Here is an 18747-nt window from a genome sequence, read left to right on the forward strand (position 1 = left end):
GGGTCCCCTTACTTGTACATGGTCTGATTCATGGTTCCGGGGGCGTAGGCGTCCGGGTCGACCCAGACGTTGATCAGCGACGGCAGCCCCGACTCGCGGGCCCGGAGCAGCGCCGGCCCGATGTCCTTCGGGTCGCGAACCTCCTCGCCGTACCCGCCGAGCATCCGGGCGAACTCGTCGTACTTCACGTCGCCGAGGGTGTTGCCGATCCGGCCACGGTCCTTGCCGTACTTGGCTTCCTGGCCGTAGCGGATCTGGTTCATCGAGGAGTTGTTGCCGACGACACCGACGAACGGCAGCTTGTAGCGGACCAGCGTCTCGAAGTCCCAGCCGGTCAGCGAGAACGCGCCGTCACCGAACAGTGCGACCACTTCCTTGTCCGGTCGCGCGTACTTCGCGGCGAGCACGAAGGGGATGCCGACGCCGAGCGTGCCGAGCGGGCCCGGGTCCATCCAGTGGCCGGGTGACTTCGGCTGTACGACGCCACCGGAGAACGTCACGATGTCGCCGCCGTCGCCGATGTAGATCGAGTCCTCGGTGAGGAACTCGTTGATCTCGTGCGCCAGCCGCAGCGGGTGGATCGGGTTCGCGTCGGACAGCTGCCGCGGCAGCCGCTTCTGGTACGCCGCATCCTCCTCGGCGCGCAGCTCCGCGAACCAGGCCTTGCGGTCCGTCTTGTGCAGCCGGCCCGACGCCGCCTGTGTGACAGCCGCCAGGATCGCGCCCGGGTCGCCGACCAGGCCGAGGTCGATGTCGCGGTTCTTGCCGACGGTGCGGTAGTCGAAGTCGATCTGTACGACGGTGGCGCTCTTCGGGAGCCGACGCCCGTACCCCATCCGGAAGTCGAACGGCGTGCCGACGATGAGGATCAGGTCGGCGTTGTTGAAGCCGTACCGCCTGGACAGGTGGAAGTGGTGCGGGTCGCCCGGCGGCAGGGTGCCCCGCGCCGAACCGTTCATGAACGCGGGGATGTCGAGCGTGCGGACGAACTCGGTCGCCGCGTCGCTCCCGCGCGAGGTCCACACCTGGCTGCCGAGCAGTACGACGGGCTTCTCGGCCCGCACCAGCAGGTCGGCCAGCGCCTCGACACTCGCCGGGTCGCCGATGCTCTTCGTCGAGCCCCGGTAGTGCCCGGCCTCGGGGACGGTCGCGGACTCGACCGGCACCGAGTTGTCCAGGATGTCGCGCGGGATCTCCAGGAACGACGGGCCGGGCGCGCCGTTGTAGCACTCGCGGAACGCCATCGAGACCATGTCCGCGGCCCGCGCGGTGTGCGGAACGGTCGCGGCGAACTTCGTGATCGGCGTCATCATGTCGACGTGCGGCAGGTCCTGCAGGGATCCCATCTTGTGCTGGTTCAGGGCGCCCTGGCCGCCGATCAGCAGCATCGGGCTCTCGGCGCGGAACGCGTTCGCGACACCGGTGACCGCATCCGTCGTACCGGGGCCGGCGGTGACGACCGCGCAGCCGGGCTTGCCGGTGACCCGTGCGTACCCGTCGGCGGCGTGCGCCGCGACCTGCTCATGCCGGACGTCGACCACCGCGATGCCCTCGTCCACGCAGCCGTCGTAGATGTCGATGATGTGACCGCCGCAGAGCGTGAAGATCACGTCGATCCCCTCGGCCTTCAAGGCCTTCGCGACGAGGTGACCACCGGAGATGGTCTCCGGCTCCTTGACCACCGCTGTGGGTTGGGTCTCCGACACTGTCTGCGCCATCTGCAGTCAACTCCTCGGAAGGGGCCTGATCAGCCTTGATGTAGATTGCATACCGTATGGTGTAGTCGTAGTCTTATCCCAGGGCGTAGCGGTTGTCCAGAGTTCGCCAGGAGGCTGTGATGACCATTTCCGACGAACTCGACCGGACCCGCGCCGCACTGCTCGCGCTGGAAAAATCCCTTATGGCGTTGAGGAATCGCGTCGGCCCGCATCTCGACGTACTCCGGCTGCTCGACGATCTGAGCGCTGTACGGCGGACCTTCGGCGCCTCGAGCAGCAGGTTCGCGCTCCCCGTCGGCACGAACTGGTAGCGATCCCGGACGGCGACTACGACCACGATTTCTGGGCGGACGCCGAACATGAAGGCTTGGGCTGAGTTGCGAGGCACAGCTTCAGCAGGCTTCGCAGGCGTACGTCGCGGTCACCGTTCGCAGTTCGAGCGGTGACCGCGACTGCTTCTGCTGCGTGTTCCGTGGCGACGAACGTGCGGTAGAACGGTTCGCTCCAGCCCAGGCGACCGAACGCAGGTAACCACCAGCGCGCTGCTCCCCCGGGATCGCCCTCGGAACCGAGCAGGTGCAGCGCTGTCCGATGGGCCGCCGCCATCCTCCGCCGCTCGTCACCGGTCAGCTCGCCGCTCGCGAGCGCAGTGGAAACACACAGTGCGACCAGGCGGGCCGATGCCTCGAAGCCCACACTGCTGGTGTTGATGAAACGTGGTGCGAGCGGCAGTAGGTGCCGACGACCGGCAGAACTGCTGTGGTCGTGGGCTGCACGCGCAACCGAGCTCAGGACGGGATGCACGCACGCGGGGCGGTCCGTCCACGGTTCCCGCGCGAGGCGGGACACCAGTTCCATCACGCACGGATCGGGTCGCGGGACCTTCCCGTAGCCGTTCACTCGCCCGCCACCGGCGTACCGAGCTGGGGCCGCACGGGCAACGCCGGCCGACCGGGTTGTTTGAGGAGGCGCACACTCAGCGCAGTCAGTACGCCGAGCAGTCCGGCGCCCAGGAACAGCGGCCGGTAACCGACCACGGCGATCACAGACGCGGCGACACCGATGCCGACGAGACCACCGACCGCCTTCGCGGAGTACAGGATGGCTTGGTTCTGCAACAGGCTGTTCTCGCCGAAGAACTCCAGCACGAGGTTGGCCATGATCGCGTAGAACGCGCCACCACCCAGGCCCGCGAACATCGCGCAGACGACGAACGCCCAGCCGACGTCAACGGCCACCAGACCGACATGGGCGAAACCTTCGATCATCAGTACGGCGGCCAGCACCCGACGGCGACCGAATCGATCGGATAGGTGACCTGCCAGCGATCTTCCGAGACCGTTGACAGCGGCAAGCATTCCGGCGGCCGTCGCCGCGACCGCGAGACCCAGGTCGGCGCTCACGCCGTAGCTCACCACGAAGCCGATTCCGAGTAGCGACAAGGCGGTACTGATTGCCAGCAGCAACCACATCAGCGGTAGCGCGCCGGTCCGCATCGCCTCACCGGGACGGTACTGCCTGACCGCAGGCGCGTTGTGCGGGATGCTGCGGTTCAGCTTCCGGTCGATCGCCCACACCTGCGCGTCGATCTCCGCGGGCCACCAGTGCCGCGGCGGGTCCTTCAGCAAACCACCGGCGACCAGGACGACCAGCACCGCCACCAGAGCGGTCAGATCGAACACGATCGATTGATCCATCCGCGTCAGCAAGAAGATGCTCGGTACGGCGCCGACCGCGAACCCGCCCGTGACGAAGCCGATGGTCGCCGTACGCCGGTCCGGGAACCAGCGCGCCGACGTGGTGATGCAGGCGGCGTACACGAGACCCGCCCCGGTGCCGCCGAGGAGCGAGTAGCCGACGAGGACCGCCGTGTAGCTGTGCACGAGGGCGAGCGTGACTAGGCCGATCGCCGCGAGCATCCCACCACCGACGACGAGCTGTGTCGGCGTTGCCCGCCGTACTCGGTGGGCCCAGGCGGCTGGGATCGCGACGAGGGCTTGGCAGGCGACGAAGACCGCGAGCAGCCACAGGGTTTGGGCCGCGCCCCAACCACGGTCTGAGGTCAGGCCGAGGGCTGCGGTGCCGAACGAGTACTGCAACGGACTGATCGCGACCATGCAGGCCCAGGCCGCCCAGAGTTGCCAGCGGCGCGAGTGGCCGGTCAGTTCGCGGGCGTCCTCGCCGATCCGGTACCGCCGGCCGTAGACGTCACGTACATCCCGGGGAGTCACGTGATTCATATCGCCTCCTGACTCTGTTGATGCCGCGCATCCGCGCGGTCGTCACGGGGCCTGGGCTCCCGGCCTTCCCTCGTCGCTCCGGTCGCTCCGCTCCTCAGTCCAGGCCGGGGCTCCGTGACTACTGCATACCGTATGAAGTCTGTGGTACTCCTCCGCGCCGGAGGTTGTCCAGACCTGGGCGTCACTCTTGTGACTAGATTGCATACCGCATACAGTCGTCACCACACATTCTTGGAGGCGACGTGGACCTCATGGAGTACCAAGCCAAGGAGCTGTTTGCTCGGCACGGCGTTCCGGTGACGCTGGGGCGGGTGATCGAGGACGCGGCCGACGCCGCGGACGCGGCCCGTGAGCTCGGCGGGCGCGTGGTGGTGAAGGCACAGGTGAAGACCGGTGGGCGCGGCAAGGCCGGCGGCGTGAAGCTGGCCGCCACCCCGGACGAGGCGCAGGCGAAGGCGGCCGAGATCCTCGGGATGGACATCAAGGGTCACACCGTGCAGCGGGTGCTGCTGGCGCCTGCCGCGGACATCGCCGAGGAGTACTACTTCTCGTTCCTCGTCGACCGGGCGAACCGCGAGTACCTGTGTATCGCCAGCACCGAAGGCGGTGTGGAGATCGAGGAGGTCGCGCACACCAACCCGGACGCGATCGCGAAGGTGCGGATCGATCCGGCGACCGGCGTCGACGAGGCGAAGGCCGCGGAGATCGTGACCGCCGCCGGGTTCCCGGCCGAGGCATCCGCGGTAGTGCAGCGGTTGTGGGACGTGTTCATTGCGGAAGACGCGTCGCTGGTCGAGGTGAATCCGCTGGTGAAGCTCGGCGACGGGTCGTTGGAAGCCCTTGACGGCAAGGTCACGCTCGACGACAACGCGGCGTACCGGCACCCGGATCACACCGGCTTCGACGACAAGGGGGCCGCTGACCCACTCGAGGCCGAGGCGCACGCCAAGGGCCTGAATTACGTGAAGCTGGACGGCTCGGTCGGGATCATCGGCAACGGCGCGGGCCTGGTGATGTCGACGCTCGACGTGGTCGCGTACGCGGGTTCGCCGTACGGCGTGAAACCGGCCAACTTCCTGGACATCGGCGGCGGCGCTTCGGCCGAGGTGATGGCGAACGGGCTCGGGATCATCCTTTCCGACCCGCAGGTGCGCAGTGTGTTCGTGAACGTGTTCGGCGGGATCACCGCCTGCGACGCGGTCTCGAACGGCATCGTGCAGGCGCTAGCACTGCTAGGCGACCACGCCGACAAGCCACTCGTCGTCCGGCTGGACGGCAACAACGTCGAGGAAGGCCGCAAGATCCTCGCCAAGGCCAACCATCCGCTGGTGACCGTGGTCGACACGATGGACGGCGCCGCGGCGCGCGCCGCCGAGCTCGCCGCCTAGAAGGGACTGTTCGAGATGGCGATATTCCTGACCGAGAAGAGCCGGGTCGTCGTGCAGGGCATGACCGGGTCCGAGGGACAGAAGCACACCAGCCGGATGCTTGCCGCCGGCACCAATGTCGTCGGCGGCGTGACGCCCGGCAAGGGCGGGCAGTCGGTGGACTTCGCGCGGCGCTCGATCCCGGTGTACGGGTCGTGCGCGGACGCGGTGAAGGCAGCGGACGCCGACGTGTCGGTGGTATTCGTGCCGCCACGGTTCACGCGCGGAGCCGTCATCGAGGCCGTCGACGCGGGGATCCCGCTGGTGGTGGTGATCACCGAGGGCGTTCCCGTCCACGACACCGCGGCGTTCTTCGCGCACGCACAGGCCAACGGGACGCGCGTCATCGGCCCGAACTGCCCCGGCATCATCAGCCCAGGAAGCTCCAACGCGGGGATCATTCCCGCCGACATCGCAGGGCCGGGGCGGATCGGGCTCGTCAGCAAGTCGGGCACGTTGACCTACCAGATGATGTACGAGCTGCGGGACTTCGGGTTCTCGACCGCGATCGGGATCGGCGGCGACCCGATCATCGGGACCACGCACATCGACGCGCTGCGGGCGTTCCAGGACGACCCGGACACCGACGCGATCGTGATGATCGGTGAGATCGGCGGTGACGCCGAGGAGCGTGCGGCCGCGTTCATCAAGGAGAACGTGACCAAGCCGGTCGTCGGGTACGTGGCGGGCTTCACCGCGCCGGAGGGCAAGACGATGGGCCACGCCGGCGCGATCGTGTCCGGCTCATCCGGTACCGCGGCCGCGAAGCAGGAGGCTCTGGAAGCAGCCGGCGTACGTGTCGGCAAAACCCCGACCGAAACCGCAGACCTGATGCGGGCCGTGCTCTCCAACCAGCAAGTCGCCGTCTAACGGGCCGGTGGGGGTGCGGTGCTCTTGCGGATAACGAGTTCGGTGGGGACGGCGACCGGGGCGTGGCGGTGATCGCCGGCCTGGATCTCGGCGATCAGCGCATCCACGCTTCGGCGGCCCACTTCGGTGAAGGTCTGGCGAACGGTGGTGAGCGGCGGCCAGAAGTGAGCCGCCTCTTCCATGTCGTCGAAGCCGACCACGCTGACATCGTCCGGCACAGCGCGACCTCGTTCGTACAAGGCGCGCAGCAGACCGAGCGCCATCTGGTCGTTGGCGACGAAGACCGCTGTCACCTCGTCGTTCGCGGCGAGCGCCCGGCCCGCCTCGTAGCCGGAGGTCGAGGTCCAGTCCCCGTCGAAGACCGGCGGCACCTTCCGGCCGTGGTCGAGCAGCGTCTGTTCCCACGAACGCCGGCGCCTGTCCGCGGCGAACGACGTGGGCGGTCCGCCGAGATGCCAGACCGTCTGGTGCCCCAGCTCCAGCAGGTGCTCCGTCGCCAGCCGCGCACCCTGGCGCTGGTCGCTGTCCACGATCGGATAGTCGTAGTGCGCGCTCGAGTCGACCACCACCACCGGCAACCTCTCGGGGAGCCGAACGCCTGCCTCGTCCAGGGTGTGCGCCTCGATCAGGATGATGACGCCGTCGACGGCCTGCTCGCCGAGGCGGTCGAAGGCGCTCGTCACCGCACTCTGACTCACGTCCAGAACCGGCACGAGGTTGATTGCGTAGCCTCTGTTCGTCGCCGCGATGGCGATCGCGTCGAGGGTGCGCGTCGTACCGTAGCTGTGCAGCTCGAAGACGATGACGCCGATGCTGCGGTACACCCCGTTGCGCAGGGCGCGCGCGGCGCTGTTCGGGCGGTAGCCGAGTTCACGCATGGCGGCCCGGACCCGGTCCCGGGTGGCGGCGTCCACATTGAGCCGGTCGTTCGCGACCCGCGACACGGTCTGTCCGGACACGCCGGCGACCCGGGCGACATCGGCCATCGACGGTCTCCGCCGCCTGGGGCCCGCTGATCCCTCCCCCGTCATCCGCACCTCCTCGGTTGTGTCCGCAGTGTAGACATGTTGACGTAAACACGCTACCGTCACGCCGTCGATGTTGACGTCAACATCGCGCGTCGCGGTGGTCGTCCGCTGCGCGGAAGGCGAGAGGGAGTCGGGCATGACGGAGTCCGTGGTCCAGCAGCCGGTCACCCGGACGGGCGCGCCCGGCCGACGGCGCCGGGGAACGTTCCGGGACAGCAAGGGGTGGCTGTTCGTCGGCCCGTTCCTCGCCGTCTTCGCGGTCACTTTCCTGGCCCCGATCGGCTACGCGATCTATCTGAGCCTGTACCGCGATCAGGCGTTCTTCGGCGGCAGCGTCTTCGTCGGACTGGACAACTACACCGAGACGTTGCAGGACCCGAAATTCTGGGAGGCGTTCGGCCGGGTCGGTGTCTTCCTGGTGGTCCAGGTGCCGGTGATGCTGGCCTTGGCCCTGCTGGCGGCGCTCGCGATCGACAGTGCCCGGCTGCACGCGGCGGGGTTCTTCCGCATCGTCATCTTCTTGCCGTACGCCGTACCGGGTGTGGTCGCCGTACTCATGTGGGGCTACATCTACGGCGACAACTTCGGCCTGGCGGCGAACCTGAACGACCTGCTCGGCACCACCGCGATCCAGCCGCTGAGCAGCACCTGGATGCTGCCGTCGATCGCCAACATCGTCACCTGGGAGTTCGTCGGCTACAACATGCTGATCTTCTACTCGGCGCTGCGCACGGTGCCGGGTGAGCTGTACGAGGCGGCCGCGATCGACGGGGCCGGGACGTGGCGGACCATCCGTGCGGTCAAGTTGCCGGCGCTGCGCGGCGCGATCGTGATCGCGACGATCTTCTCGATCATCGGCAGCTTCCAGCTGTTCAACGAACCCAACATCCTGCGCACGCTGGCGCCGAACGTGATCACGACGTACTACACGCCCAACATGTACGCCTACAACCTGTCCTTCGCCGGGCAGCAGTTCAACTACTCCGCCACCGTCGCGATCGTGATGGGCTTCATCACCGCGATCATCGCGTACGTCGTGCAACTGCGGGGATCTCGGGAGGCATTGTGAGTACGACCATCCGCACGCCCCGCGTAGCGAGCACGACGCTCGGCGCGGAGAAGACCCGGACGTCGCCGCTGCGGCCGAAGCGGTCGCCCCTGCTGACCGGCGTGATGGTGCTCTACTTGATCTACACGCTCGTCCCGCTGGTCTGGCTGTTGCTGAGCGCAACCAAAACGCAGGACGATCTGCTGTCCACGCCGGGTCTGTGGTTCGGCAAGAGCTTCGCGTTCTTCACCAACATCAAGGACACCCTGACCTACAACGACGGGATCTTCCTGCGCTGGCTCGGCAACACCGTGCTGTACGTGGTCGTCGGCGCAGGTGGTGCGACCCTCCTCGCGACCGCGGCCGGCTACGGGCTGGCGAAGTACAAGTTCGCCGGGCGGCGCGCCGTCTTCGCGATCCTGCTCGGTGCGGTCGCCGTGCCGGGTACGGCGCTCGCGGTGCCGACGTTCCTGATGTTCTCGAACCTCGGCTTGACCAACACCGTGTGGGCGATCATCATCCCGTCGCTCGTCAGCCCGTTCGGGCTGTACCTGATGTGGGTCTACGCCACCGACGCCGTACCGGTCGAGCTGCTCGAGGCGGCCCGGATCGACGGCGCGGGAGAGATCCGTACGTTCTTCACCGTCGCGCTGCGGCTGCTCGCCCCGGGCATCGTCACGACGCTCCTGTTCGCCGTGGTGTCGACCTGGAACAACTACTTCCTGCCGCTGATCATGCTCAGCAAACCCAACCTCTACCCACTCACCGTCGGGCTCACCCAGTGGAGCAACCAAGCGACCGGAGTGGGGGCCCGCCCCATCTACAACCTGGTGATCACCGGATCGTTGCTGACGATCGTGCCCTTGGTGATCGCCTTCCTCCTCCTTCAGCGGTTCTGGCAATCAGGCCTGAGCGCTGGCAGCGTCAAATGAGTGCAGTGAAAGGAACACCATGAAGTCACATCGGTGGGGCATCCGGCGGCTGGTGGTCGCCGGAGCCGCGGTCATGGCCTTGGCGGTCGTGGCCGCCTGCGGTGGCGGGTCGGACAACTCAGGCAGCAGCAGTGCGAGCACGGGCTCGGCCGACGCCGTCGACGCCGCGCTCAAGGCCGGCGGCACGATCACCTACTGGAGCTGGACGCCGTCGGCGGAGGCCCAGGTGAAGGCGTTCATGGCGCAGTACCCGAACGTCAAGGTGAACTACGTCAACGCCGGGACCGGCAACGACCACTACACCAAGCTGCAGAACGCGATCAAGGCCGGCTCGGGTGCTCCGGACGTGGCCCAGATCGAGTACCAGGCGCTCCCGCAGTTCGCGTTGCCCGGCTCGCTCGTCGACCTGGGCCAGTACGGCTTCAGCCAGTACGAATCGGCGTACACGGCCTCGACCTGGGCCGCCGTCCACGCCGGCAGCGGGCTCTACGGCCTGCCGCAGGATTCCGGGCCGATGGCGCTGTTCTACAACAAGCAGGTCTTCGACAAGTACGGCATCGCCGTACCGAAGACCTGGGACGAGTACGTCGCGGCCGCGAAGAAGCTGCACGCCGCCAACCCGAAGGCCTACATCACCAACGACGCCGGTGACGCCGGCTTCACCACCAGCATGATCTGGCAGGCCGGTGGCCAGCCGTTCAAGACCGACGGCAAGAACATCGCCATCAACCTGCAGGACGACGGCTCGAAGAAGTGGACCAGCACCTGGAACCAGCTCGTCACGGGCGGCTTGGTGTCGAACATCCCCGGTTGGACCGACGAGTGGTTCAAGGCTCTCGGCGACGGCACCATCGCGACGCTGCCGACCGGCGCCTGGATGCCCGGTGTGATGGAGTCCTCGGTCAAGGCCGGCGCCGGCAAGTGGGCGGTCGCCCCGATGCCGACGTACGACGGCCAGCCGGCGACCGCGGAGAACGGCGGCAGCACGGAGTCCGTGCTGAAGCAGAGCAAGAACCCCGCGCTCGCGGCGGCGTTCGTCCGGTGGCTGAACCACGACGAGGGCGTGAAGCCGTTCCTCGCCAGCGGTGGCTTCCCGGCGACGACGGCCGACCTCAAGGACCCGGCGTTCGTGGACAAGGCCAGCACGTACTTCGGCGGCCAGAAGATCAACCAGGTCCTGACCGGTGCGGCCGGCTCGGTCGTGAAGGGCTGGAGCTACCTGCCGTACGAGCTGTACGCGAACAGCATCTACGGCGACACCGTCGGCAAGGCATACCAGTCCAAGTCCGACCTGAACACCGGACTCAAGGCCTGGCAGGACGCGCTGGTGACCTACGGCAACCAGCAGGGCTTCCAGGTCAACGGCTGACCACCTCGCGACCAAGTCCAGAAGTGGAACAGGTGGGTCCGGCGTCGCTGTTTGCCGGACCCACCTGGTCTATATGCCGACCTTGCTGGCCAGGAGGTCGGCCACTGCGTGGACGGCTCGGAGGGTGGGGGCTTTGACGCCGGTGAGGTCGGCGAGTTCGACGACCGCGGCGAGGATGACGTCGAGTTCGAGCGGCTTGTCCTTCTCCAGGTCCTGCAGCATCGAGGTCTTGTGCCCGCCGACCCGTTCCGCGCCGTCGAGCCGTTTGTCCACGGAGATCTCCGGGTGGCAGCCGAGCGCGGCGGCGATCTCCAGCGACTCCTCCATCATCAGCCGGACCATCTGCCGGGTGCCCTGATGCGTCGCTATCTCCACCATCGTCGCCCGGGCCAGCGCGCTGATCGGATTGAACGCCGCGTTCCCGAGCAGCTTGATCCAGATGTCGTTGCGGATGTCGTCCTCGACCGGGCACTTCAGTCCGCCGGCGATCATCGCCGTGCTGAAGGCCGCACAGCGCTCCGACTGCCCGCCGCCGGGTTCGCCGATCGAGAAGCGGGTGCCTTCCAGGTGCCGTACGACGCCTGGACCTTCGAGCTCGGTCGAGCAGTACACGACGCAACCGATCGCGCGGTCGAGGTCGAGCACCTCGGTGACGGCGCCACCGGGGTCGACCGATTCGATCCGGCGGCCCTCGTACGGGCCCTTCAGACCGTGGAAGTACCACCAGGGGATGCCGTTCTGCGCCGCGACCACGACCGTGCGGTCGTGCAGCAGGGGCTCGAGCAACGGGCCGGCGTTCGCGTACGAGTTCGCCTTGAGCCCGAGGAACACGTAGTCGACCGGGCCGATCGCGACCGGGTCGTCCGTGGCCGGTGTCCGGGCCGTGAAGTCACCGCGTGGGCTGAGCACCGTGACACCGTCCGACCGGATCGCTTCCAGATGCGCGCCGCGGGCGACCAGGTGGACCTCTGTCCCACCACGGTGTAGCGCCGCGCCGACGTACGCACCGATCGCACCGGCGCCGAGAACCGCAACCCTCATAAAGGTCCCTGCCTTCCGGGAGGCTTGTATACCGCATACAGTAGGCTGGAGGCTGAATGCGGTCAAGATCACACTCTCCGGCAAGCGCTCGCCAAAAATGTTCGGTGCGCGGCGATGAATCGGGGCCTGCTCGGCGGTATGTACCGGCGTGAATCACTCGACACAAGGAGCAGGAACCATGAGCCACGTCATCGTCACCGGATTCGTCAGCCTCGACGGCATCGTCACCGACCCGGACGGCTCCGGCGGTACGCCGGCGGGCGGCTGGGCGTTCCGCCACGGCCCCGAGACCGTCGGCGGCGACAAGTTCCGGCTCGGCGAACTGATGGACACCGGCGTACTGCTGCTCGGCCGGACCACCTGGGAGCTGTTCAGCCGGCTCTGGCCGAACCGCACCGACGACTTCTCGACCCGGATGAACAAGATGGCCAAGGTGGTCGCGTCGCACTCACTGACCGACCTGTCGGCCTTCCCCAACTCGACCCTGATGGAGGGCTCGCTGACGGACTACGTGCGGACCGAGTCGCGGACCGTTGCCGTGACCGGCAGCCTCAGTGTGATCCGGGCGCTGCAGGCAGCTGATCTCGTCGACGAGTACCGGCTGATGACCTTCCCGTCGATCGTCGGCACCGGCGAGGGGCTGTTCGGCCCGTCCGACACCCCCGTCCACTTCCAGCTCGCCTCGGTCGCCCAGACCGGCGCAGCATCGCTGGCGACGTACGTGCGGCCCTAGCAAGATGAGCCGGTGGCGTGGCGAGGGGTGGCTGACGGCTCATCCAGCGTGCTAGGGTTTTGACTCGATAGCAGTTTTGCAGTTCCACGTTCGTGTCGAAGCGCCCGCGGATTTGTGATCCGCCGGGCGTTTTGTCGTATCAGGAGAAAATCATGGCTTTGGGAACAGTGAAGTGGTTCAACGGCGAGAAGGGCTTCGGCTTCATCTCCCAGGAGGACGGCGGCGCCGACGTATTCGTGCACTACTCGGCGATCCAGACGCAGGGCTTCCGCTCCCTGGACGAGAACCAGCGGGTTGAGTTCGAGATCGCGCAGGGCCCGAAGGGCCTGCAGGCGGAGAACGTCCGCCCGGTCTGATGCTGTAAGCGGCAGACCCGGCTCACGCCGGGTCTGCCGTGTTCCACAGGTACTCGCCGTCTTCCAGTACGTCGGTGCGGGCGAGACCGATCGCGGCTGCGACAGCCGCCGATGCGGTGTGGTCCGGATGTACGTGCGCGATGATCCGGCCGATTCTCTGAGCCCGTAGCCAGGTGACCATCCCCTGGGCGGCCTCCTTCGCGAAACCGCGGCCCTGCCAAGCGGTGCCGATAACCCACGCGATCTCCGCCGTACCGGCGATGACTGTCGCCTGGACGTAGCCGATCAGCCCGTCGTCGTACTTGATCACCCAGTTGAGCCACTGCTCGTCCGCACGTCCCGGACCGGCCAGTTGGCGGCGGTAGCGTGCCTCGAGCGCCGCTACGGACGGCGGTTCGCCGCCTGTGAAGGTGTAGAGGGCGGGGTCGGACAGGACTTCTGCCATCGGTTCGGCGTACTCGACCTCGAGCGGCAGCAGCGTCAGACGGTCGGTGGCGATCACCCACGCAACGGTAACGCCATTTGCCGGACCGGCAACATGACGTGGGTTTCGTCGGCGGCGAGGACGAGACTGTCGTCATGATCGAGATCGATTGGGCTGGAGAGGCCGGACGGTTGCGCGCGTCGGCCGAGGGCGAGACCGACTGGAACGCGGCCGTGGCCCGCAGTCTGGTGCGCGAGGGCGACAAGGTCGTCGCGGACATCGGCTGCGGCGGTGGCGGGATGGCCAAGGCGCTGGCCGAGGCGTTGCCCGGTGCGACGGTGGTGGCGATCGACGCGGATCCCGACGTACTGGAGCAGGCACGGGAGCACACCGCCGGCCTCGTGCGGTGTGAGCTGGCGTCGATGGACGACGGGGCGGAGCCGTTGCGTCGGGCAATCGACGCTCCGGCCGACCTGATCTGGGCATCGGCCTCCGTTCACCATGCTGCCGACCAGCAGGCCGCAGTGGACGCGCTGGCGTCGCTGCTCGCGCCCGGTGGACGGCTGGCGCTCGCGGAGGGCGGACTGCCCGCACGGCACCTGCCGTGGGACCTCGGAGTCGGCGAGCCCGGTCTGGAGCTGCGGCTCGATCTGGCGCAGGACCGATGGTTCAAGGTGATGCGGGACTCACTGCCGGGGTCGGTGCCGATGCCGTACGGGTGGACCGAGGCGCTGACTCGGGCTGGACTGACCGGGGCGACCACGCGGAGCGTGCTGACCGAGGCGCCGGCCCCGTTGCCGCCGGAGCGGCTGGAAAGCGTCGTACGGGCGTTCCGGACGCGGATCGAGCGGCTCACCGGCTCCTCGCAGGGACACGGTCACGGGCACGTGGTTTCTGACGAGGAGTGGCTGACTCCGGAGGATCTGGACGCCTGGCGGCAGTTGCTGGACCCGGACGGGCCGCACTACCTCGGGCAGCGTTCCGACCTCGCCGTACTGTCCGTCCGGAGCGTCCACCTGGGGCACGCGCCGCGCTGACAGGGCACGCCGTCGCCGCACTGTCGGCGCGTCACCGTAAGGTGGGTGCCCATGAACGACCGGCTGGTGTGGATCGACTGCGAGATGACCGGCCTCGACCTGGTGAACGACGCCTTGATCGAGGTTGCGGTTCTGGTCACCGACTACGAACTGAACGTGCTCGGTGACGGGATCGACCTGGTGATCGCGCCGCCACCGGCCGCGCTCGACCAGATGGGCGACTTCGTCCGCGACATGCACACCGCGTCCGGGCTGCTCGAGGAGCTCGCCAACGGGATCCCGCTCGCCGACGCCGAGGAGCAGGTGCTCGACTTCATCACGTCGTACGTCAAAGAGCCCCGCAAGGCCGCCCTCGCCGGCAACTCGGTCGGCACCGACCGGACCTTCCTGGTCCGCGACATGCCCCGCGTCGAGTCACACCTGCACTACCGCAACGTCGACGTCAGCTCGATCAAGGAGCTCGTACGGCGCTGGTACCCGCGCGTGTACTACGCGACGCCGGCCAAGACCGGCAACCACCGCGCCCTCGCCGACATCACCGAAAGCATCTCCGAACTGCGGTACTACCGGGAGACAGTGTTCGTGCCCCAGCCCGGCCCCGACTCCTCCACCGCCCGGGCCGCCGCCAGCCTCGTCGCAGCACCCACCGAGGACAGCACAACCGGCGCCTGACCTGCGGATCCGCCCTCGATTTCAGGTCCTGACAGTTCGTCGCTATGATTGCTCAGCCGTCGCAGTTCGGACGGCAATGGTGGGTGTAGCTCAGCTGGTAGAGCACCTGGTTGTGGTCCAGGTGGCCGCGGGTTCGAGTCCCGTCACTCACCCGATGGCCGGCCATGCCCGCAGATTGCGCGGGTTTGGTCGGCTTCGTCATTTTGTGCGGCTGCGCTTCGCTTGCCGCCGGCGGGGGCTCCGCCACCCGCACCCCCTTTTGCCTTCGCTTCGCTCGGCTTCGGTGGTCCTGTTCGGCGGTTGGCTCGGCTGCGGTGGTTCAGTTCGTGTGTCGCTGATACGCCTCGTGGGAGGATCTACTCGTGAAGTTGAGCGGGAGCGCGTGGTTCGGGTACGGGGTCGTTGTGCTGGTGACGTTTGTGGTGGGGTTTTTGGCGTTCTCGGTTTGGGTCTTGTCGAAGGTCTTTTGAGTTGGGTGTGATCTGACTGCCTCCTCAGTGCGTCTCTTCAGGCAGAGGCGCCTACTGGAGGTGTGGATGGGTACGACTGAGGACTTCGAGGAGTTCGCGCGGGTTCAGATACCGCGGCTGTACCGGACTGCTTGGTTGCTGGCTGGGGATCGGCATCATGCTGAGGATCTGGTGCAGGAGACGCTCGCGAACCTGCTGAAGGTTTGGCAGCGGATCGACAGTCCTGCTGCTTATGCGCGGACTGCGTTGGTGCGGACGTATATCTCTCAGCGACGGCGACGTAGTTGGTCCGAGCGGCCTACTGCTGAACTGCCGGAGAGTGCTGAGCGGGTTGGGGATCCGGAGCTGCGGATGGCTTTGCAGAGCGCTTTGGCGGAGCTGGCGCCGTTGGATCGGGCCGTGTTGGTGCTGCGGTTCTTCGAAGATCGCAGCGTCGAGCAGGTGGCGCTCGATCTTGGCAAGAAGACCAGTGCGATCACCACTCGCACCGCCCGCGCCCTGGACCGTCTGCGGGCGGTTCTCGGTGACGGTGCCGACCACTTGATCGCGCTCTGACGCTGAGGAGAACCATGAACACCCAACTCACCGATTTGATGCACCGTGCCACCGAGAACCTCGAGCCGGTCACACCTGATCTGCTGGAACGCAGCGTTGCGCAGGGGTTGCGGCTGCGGCGTCGGCGTACGGCGATCGCCACGGCGTCCGGTGCTGGGGCCGTGCTGGCTACCGCGGGGCTGATCGCCGGCGGGATCCACCTGGCCGGCTCCTCCACGAACACCGCGGTCGCTGGCTCTCCGGTGCCGATCGCCAAGCCCTCGACCAACTCGTCGGCCAAGGCCACCCCGACGACCAAGCCTGCGGGGGTCAACCCGAAGCAGACGCTGGCGACGCTGAAGGAGCTGGTCGCGGCGCCAGGCCGGACCTTCTCGAACCCCGAGAGGTGGGGCGGGGGCGACTACGCCGGTGCGGCGTACGTCGTCAATGACGGTCACGGGGCCGCGCGGGTCGACGTACTGCTCTCCGGCGGGGGCGAGGGGAACCCGTGCGTGCCCAAGCGCGCGGGGTGCAGCACGCTGCCTGACGGGTCGGTCCTCTACGTCTCCAAGGAGTCGCCTGAGTACACCGACAGCCGCCAGGCGGAGTACGGCGTCGTCAGCAACTACGTGGTCCTGTTCCGTCACGACGGCCGCAACATCAACCTGACCAGCTACAACGGCCCGGCGGAGAAGGGCAAGCAGCACACCCGCTCCAAGCCTCTCCTCTCGGTCGAGGACCTCTCGGCCCTCGCGAAGAGCAAGGCCTGGAAACTCCCTCCGGTCTCGCCCTCCAAGGGCATGAAGTAAAGGTGGGGTGAGCCCATCGCGTCCCCTCGTTGGAGGACGCGATGGGCTCTATTTCGCCGCGAGTACGCCGTGGGTAACTAGTTCGACGCCGATCGCCAGCGTGAGGAAGCCGATGATCCGGCTGAGGGCACCCAGGCCCGTAGGGCCGAGCTTGTCGACGAGCGGCGTACCGAAGCGCAGCAGCGCCGCCACGAGAGCGGCGATCACGACCGACGCCACGATCACGCTCAGCCGGTTGGCGATCCCGGGGTGCCGTGCGGTCAGAGCGATCACCACGCCGATCGCACCCGGACCGGCGATCAACGGCAGCGCCATCGGCGAGAACGAGACGTCCGGCTTGGCCGCCCCGTGCGTCTTCTCGTCCTCGGTCAGGGTCTCCCGGGCCACGATCATGCCGAAGCCGGAGTGCGCGACCACCAGACCGCCGGCGATCTGCAGTGCGGGCAAACCGATGCCCAGCCCTTCCAGCACGAGCGTGCCGAGCAGCGCGAAGACAGTCAGGATCGCCAGGACGTAGACGCCGGTCATCACCGCCTGGCGTTTCATCGCGGCGCGCTCGACGCCGTCCGTCAGACCTGCGAAGGTGGCCAGCGCGCCGATCGGGTTCATGATCGGCAACAATGCAGCCAACGCCGAAACCGCAACGTGTACGGGCTCCACGGTCGGGAGCGTACACGGCTCAGAGAGGACCTGCCGTGCGCCACGAGGTGACCGCCGCCGACACCGCACTCGCCGTGGGCAGCGGCGACGTCGAGGTCCTCGCGACTCCCCGCCTGATCACCTGGCTGGAGTACACGACCGCCCAACTCGCTCTGAGCGCGCTCGATCCCGGCCAGACCTCGGTCGGTACGTCGGTTCGCATCCGCCACCGGTTGCCGACCCGGGTCGGCGACACCGTGGACGTCGCTGCGGACGGCCCTGAAGTGGACGGCCGCCACCTGCGCTTCCAGGTCCGCGCGACCAACTCGGCCGGCCAATTGATCGCGGACGGCGAGCTCGAACGCGTCGTCGTCGACCGCGAACGCTTCCTCGCGAACGTCCCCTAGACGGGTCGCTCGACGTACCAGGTAGGCAGCTCGCCGGGCTGGAGGCTGGTCGGGTCGCCGGGACGGGAGAGTGTGAGGATCGCCTGCTGGATCTCCGGGCGGGCGTTCAGCGCGTCCTCGATCGCGTAGAGGCGGGCGGCGACCTCGGACTCGACGTCGTTGCCGACGACGTCGACCGCGGCGACCAGGAAGATCCGGTCGGCGCCGACCCACTCCATGTGCAGGAAGCTGATCCGCTCGATGTCCTGGTGCGCGAGCAGGGCGCGGAGCACCCGGTTCCGGGCCAGCGGCGTGACCGCTTCACCGGTCAGGAAGTCCATGTTCCGGCTGATCAGGAACAGCGCGACACAGCCGAGCAGGATCCCGACCACGATCGAGCCGATCGCGTCCCAGACCGCGTTGCCGGTCAGTTGATGCAGCAGGATCGCGAGTGCCGCGATCAGGATGCCGATCAGCGCGGACAGGTCTTCGACGAACACCGCCCGGAGCACCGGGTTCGACGTCAGCCGCACGTACCGCCACGGGCGCAGCATCCGCTCCAGCGCACCGGCCTTCGTCTGCCGCAGCGCCTGCGTGAACGAGATCCCCTCGAGCACGAACGAGACCCCGAGCACGGCGTACGCCCAGCTGTACGACGTGCCTTCGGCCTCACCGTGCTGCAGCGACTGGATGCCGTGCCACACCGAGACCGCGGCGCCGACCGTGAACAGCCCGAACGCGGCGAACATCGACCAGATGTACCCGACCCGCCCGTACCCGAGCGGATGCGACTGGTCGGCCGGCTTCCGCGCCCGCCGCTCCCCCACCAGCAGGAACACTTCGTTGCCGGTGTCGGCCCATGAGTGCGCCGCCTCCGCCGTCATCGAGGCGGATCCGGTGATCACGGCGACCACCGTCTTGGCGACGGCGATCAGCAGGTTCGCGGCGAGCGCGACCAGCACCGTCAGGAGGCTCTCGCCACCGGACGCGTCGTCCTCCGAGCTGCTCACAGTC

21 protein-coding genes and 1 tRNA gene are annotated in these 18747 nt (G+C 67.7%); 14 read left to right on the forward strand and 8 right to left on the reverse strand.

Going from position 1 to position 18747, the window contains the following annotated elements; all coding sequences use genetic code 11:
- Positions 1-8: 8 nt before the first annotated feature.
- Positions 9-1718, reverse strand: a complete 1710-nt coding sequence (locus tag EV649_RS06165; RefSeq protein ID WP_130381329.1) for a thiamine pyrophosphate-binding protein — start codon at positions 1716-1718, stop codon at positions 9-11.
- Between the two features lie 119 nt (positions 1719-1837).
- Between EV649_RS06165 and EV649_RS06170 the strand changes: the two genes are divergently transcribed.
- Positions 1838-2029: a hypothetical protein gene (locus EV649_RS06170; protein WP_130381331.1), complete on the forward strand. Its 192-nt coding sequence runs from the start codon at positions 1838-1840 to the stop codon at positions 2027-2029.
- 16 nt (positions 2030-2045) lie between these two features.
- Here the strand turns inward: EV649_RS06170 and EV649_RS06175 are convergent, their stop codons facing one another.
- Positions 2046-2618: a hypothetical protein gene (locus tag EV649_RS06175; RefSeq protein WP_130381333.1), complete on the reverse strand. Its 573-nt coding sequence runs from the start codon at positions 2616-2618 to the stop codon at positions 2046-2048.
- The gene (locus tag EV649_RS06180; RefSeq protein WP_130381335.1) at positions 2615-3958 is read right to left on the reverse strand and encodes an MFS transporter; all 1344 of its coding nucleotides are present in this window, start codon (positions 3956-3958) and stop codon (positions 2615-2617) included. Before EV649_RS06180 ends, EV649_RS06175 begins: the two co-directional genes overlap by 4 nt.
- 242 nt (positions 3959-4200) lie before the next feature.
- Between EV649_RS06180 and sucC the strand changes: the two genes are divergently transcribed.
- Together sucC and sucD are read left to right on the forward strand one after the other, a co-directional pair.
- Positions 4201-5346, forward strand: a complete 1146-nt coding sequence (sucC, locus tag EV649_RS06185; RefSeq protein WP_130381337.1) for an ADP-forming succinate--CoA ligase subunit beta — start codon at positions 4201-4203, stop codon at positions 5344-5346.
- Positions 5347-5361: 15 nt separating this feature from the next.
- Positions 5362-6255 (forward strand): succinate--CoA ligase subunit alpha, encoded by an 894-nt coding sequence (gene sucD, locus EV649_RS06190; RefSeq protein ID WP_130381339.1) that lies wholly within the window; start codon positions 5362-5364, stop codon positions 6253-6255.
- Here the strand turns inward: sucD and EV649_RS06195 are convergent.
- A complete protein-coding gene (locus EV649_RS06195) occupies positions 6252-7241 on the reverse strand; it encodes a LacI family DNA-binding transcriptional regulator (RefSeq protein ID WP_130381341.1) in 990 nt (329 codons plus the stop codon). The two genes, sucD and EV649_RS06195, sit on opposite strands and share 4 nt — an antisense overlap.
- A 178-nt stretch (positions 7242-7419) precedes the next feature.
- On the opposite strand from EV649_RS06195, the gene EV649_RS06200 reads away from it, so the two are divergent.
- From EV649_RS06200 to EV649_RS06210, 3 genes are read left to right on the forward strand one after another with little or no spacing between them, the layout of a single operon-like run.
- Positions 7420-8352, forward strand: a complete 933-nt coding sequence (locus EV649_RS06200) for a sugar ABC transporter permease (RefSeq protein WP_130381358.1) — start codon at positions 7420-7422, stop codon at positions 8350-8352.
- Positions 8349-9263 carry a carbohydrate ABC transporter permease gene (locus tag EV649_RS06205; RefSeq protein WP_241997777.1) on the forward strand — a complete coding sequence of 305 codons (915 nt, stop codon included), beginning with the start codon at positions 8349-8351 and terminating at the stop codon, positions 9261-9263. The genes EV649_RS06200 and EV649_RS06205 overlap by 4 nt, the downstream gene beginning before the upstream one ends.
- Positions 9264-9282: 19 nt before the next feature.
- Positions 9283-10632: a sugar ABC transporter substrate-binding protein gene (locus EV649_RS06210; RefSeq protein WP_130381360.1), complete on the forward strand. Its 1350-nt coding sequence runs from the start codon at positions 9283-9285 to the stop codon at positions 10630-10632.
- A 69-nt stretch (positions 10633-10701) separates the two neighbouring features.
- Here the strand turns inward: EV649_RS06210 and EV649_RS06215 are convergent, their stop codons facing one another.
- A complete protein-coding gene (locus tag EV649_RS06215) occupies positions 10702-11673 on the reverse strand; it encodes a 2-dehydropantoate 2-reductase (protein WP_130381362.1) in 972 nt (323 codons plus the stop codon).
- Between the two features lie 178 nt (positions 11674-11851).
- On the opposite strand from EV649_RS06215, the gene EV649_RS06220 reads away from it, so the two are divergent.
- Positions 11852-12406, forward strand: coding sequence for a dihydrofolate reductase family protein (locus EV649_RS06220; protein WP_130381364.1), 555 nt, complete (start codon positions 11852-11854; stop codon positions 12404-12406).
- A 152-nt stretch (positions 12407-12558) separates the two neighbouring features.
- The gene (locus EV649_RS06225) at positions 12559-12762 is read left to right on the forward strand and encodes a cold-shock protein (RefSeq protein ID WP_130381366.1); all 204 of its coding nucleotides are present in this window, start codon (positions 12559-12561) and stop codon (positions 12760-12762) included.
- A gap of 22 nt (positions 12763-12784) precedes the next feature.
- On the opposite strand, the gene EV649_RS06230 is transcribed toward EV649_RS06225, so the two are convergent.
- A complete protein-coding gene (locus EV649_RS06230; RefSeq protein ID WP_241997779.1) occupies positions 12785-13264 on the reverse strand; it encodes a GNAT family N-acetyltransferase in 480 nt (159 codons plus the stop codon).
- Between the two features lie 77 nt (positions 13265-13341).
- On the opposite strand from EV649_RS06230, the gene EV649_RS06235 reads away from it, so the two are divergent.
- From EV649_RS06235 to EV649_RS06255, 5 genes are all read left to right on the forward strand, one after another.
- Positions 13342-14223, forward strand: coding sequence for a class I SAM-dependent methyltransferase (locus EV649_RS06235; RefSeq protein WP_130381368.1), 882 nt, complete (start codon positions 13342-13344; stop codon positions 14221-14223).
- Between the two features lie 51 nt (positions 14224-14274).
- The gene (gene orn, locus EV649_RS06240; RefSeq protein ID WP_130381370.1) at positions 14275-14895 is read left to right on the forward strand and encodes an oligoribonuclease; all 621 of its coding nucleotides are present in this window, start codon (positions 14275-14277) and stop codon (positions 14893-14895) included.
- A 79-nt stretch (positions 14896-14974) separates the two neighbouring features.
- Positions 14975-15047: transfer RNA gene (locus tag EV649_RS06245), tRNA-His, on the forward strand.
- 384 nt (positions 15048-15431) lie between these two features.
- On the forward strand, positions 15432-15920 hold the full coding sequence (locus EV649_RS06250) for a SigE family RNA polymerase sigma factor (RefSeq protein ID WP_130381372.1): 489 nt from the start codon (positions 15432-15434) through the stop codon (positions 15918-15920).
- Between the two features lie 14 nt (positions 15921-15934).
- Entirely contained in the window at positions 15935-16708 is a 774-nt protein-coding gene (locus EV649_RS06255) for a hypothetical protein (protein WP_130381374.1), read from the forward strand.
- Between the two features lie 48 nt (positions 16709-16756).
- On the opposite strand, the gene EV649_RS06260 is transcribed toward EV649_RS06255, so the two are convergent.
- Positions 16757-17368 carry a MarC family protein gene (locus EV649_RS06260; protein WP_241997781.1) on the reverse strand — a complete coding sequence of 204 codons (612 nt, stop codon included), beginning with the start codon at positions 17366-17368 and terminating at the stop codon, positions 16757-16759.
- A 35-nt stretch (positions 17369-17403) separates the two neighbouring features.
- Between EV649_RS06260 and EV649_RS06265 the strand changes: the two genes are divergently transcribed.
- Positions 17404-17754 carry a hotdog domain-containing protein gene (locus EV649_RS06265; protein WP_130381376.1) on the forward strand — a complete coding sequence of 117 codons (351 nt, stop codon included), beginning with the start codon at positions 17404-17406 and terminating at the stop codon, positions 17752-17754.
- Here EV649_RS06265 and EV649_RS06270 read toward each other — a convergent pair.
- Positions 17751-18743 carry a cation diffusion facilitator family transporter gene (locus tag EV649_RS06270; RefSeq protein ID WP_198682328.1) on the reverse strand — a complete coding sequence of 331 codons (993 nt, stop codon included), beginning with the start codon at positions 18741-18743 and terminating at the stop codon, positions 17751-17753. The genes EV649_RS06265 and EV649_RS06270 overlap by 4 nt on opposite strands.
- Positions 18744-18747: the final 4 nt, after the last annotated feature.

The organism is Kribbella sp. VKM Ac-2569, from assembly GCF_004216905.1.
In the GTDB taxonomy this organism is placed as follows: Bacteria; Actinomycetota; Actinomycetes; order Propionibacteriales; family Kribbellaceae; genus Kribbella.

Bases quoted from the DNA above. Each gene is read 5' to 3' on its own strand.
- EV649_RS06165 (WP_130381329.1), bottom strand. From the start codon at position 1,718: ATGGCGCAGACAGTGTCGGAGACCCAACCCACAGCGGTGGTCAAGGAG.
- EV649_RS06170 (WP_130381331.1), top strand. From the start codon at position 1,838: ATGACCATTTCCGACGAACTCGACCGGACCCGCGCCGCACTGCTCGCG.
- EV649_RS06180 (WP_130381335.1), bottom strand. From the start codon at position 3,958: ATGAATCACGTGACTCCCCGGGATGTACGTGACGTCTACGGCCGGCGG.
- sucD (WP_130381339.1), top strand. From the start codon at position 5,362: ATGGCGATATTCCTGACCGAGAAGAGCCGGGTCGTCGTGCAGGGCATG.
- EV649_RS06195 (WP_130381341.1), bottom strand. From the start codon at position 7,241: ATGGCCGATGTCGCCCGGGTCGCCGGCGTGTCCGGACAGACCGTGTCG.
- EV649_RS06200 (WP_130381358.1), top strand. From the start codon at position 7,420: ATGACGGAGTCCGTGGTCCAGCAGCCGGTCACCCGGACGGGCGCGCCC.
- EV649_RS06210 (WP_130381360.1), top strand. From the start codon at position 9,283: ATGAAGTCACATCGGTGGGGCATCCGGCGGCTGGTGGTCGCCGGAGCC.
- EV649_RS06215 (WP_130381362.1), bottom strand. From the start codon at position 11,673: ATGAGGGTTGCGGTTCTCGGCGCCGGTGCGATCGGTGCGTACGTCGGC.
- EV649_RS06220 (WP_130381364.1), top strand. From the start codon at position 11,852: ATGAGCCACGTCATCGTCACCGGATTCGTCAGCCTCGACGGCATCGTC.
- EV649_RS06225 (WP_130381366.1), top strand. From the start codon at position 12,559: ATGGCTTTGGGAACAGTGAAGTGGTTCAACGGCGAGAAGGGCTTCGGC.
- EV649_RS06235 (WP_130381368.1), top strand. From the start codon at position 13,342: ATGATCGAGATCGATTGGGCTGGAGAGGCCGGACGGTTGCGCGCGTCG.
- orn (WP_130381370.1), top strand. From the start codon at position 14,275: ATGAACGACCGGCTGGTGTGGATCGACTGCGAGATGACCGGCCTCGAC.
- EV649_RS06250 (WP_130381372.1), top strand. From the start codon at position 15,432: ATGGGTACGACTGAGGACTTCGAGGAGTTCGCGCGGGTTCAGATACCG.
- EV649_RS06255 (WP_130381374.1), top strand. From the start codon at position 15,935: ATGAACACCCAACTCACCGATTTGATGCACCGTGCCACCGAGAACCTC.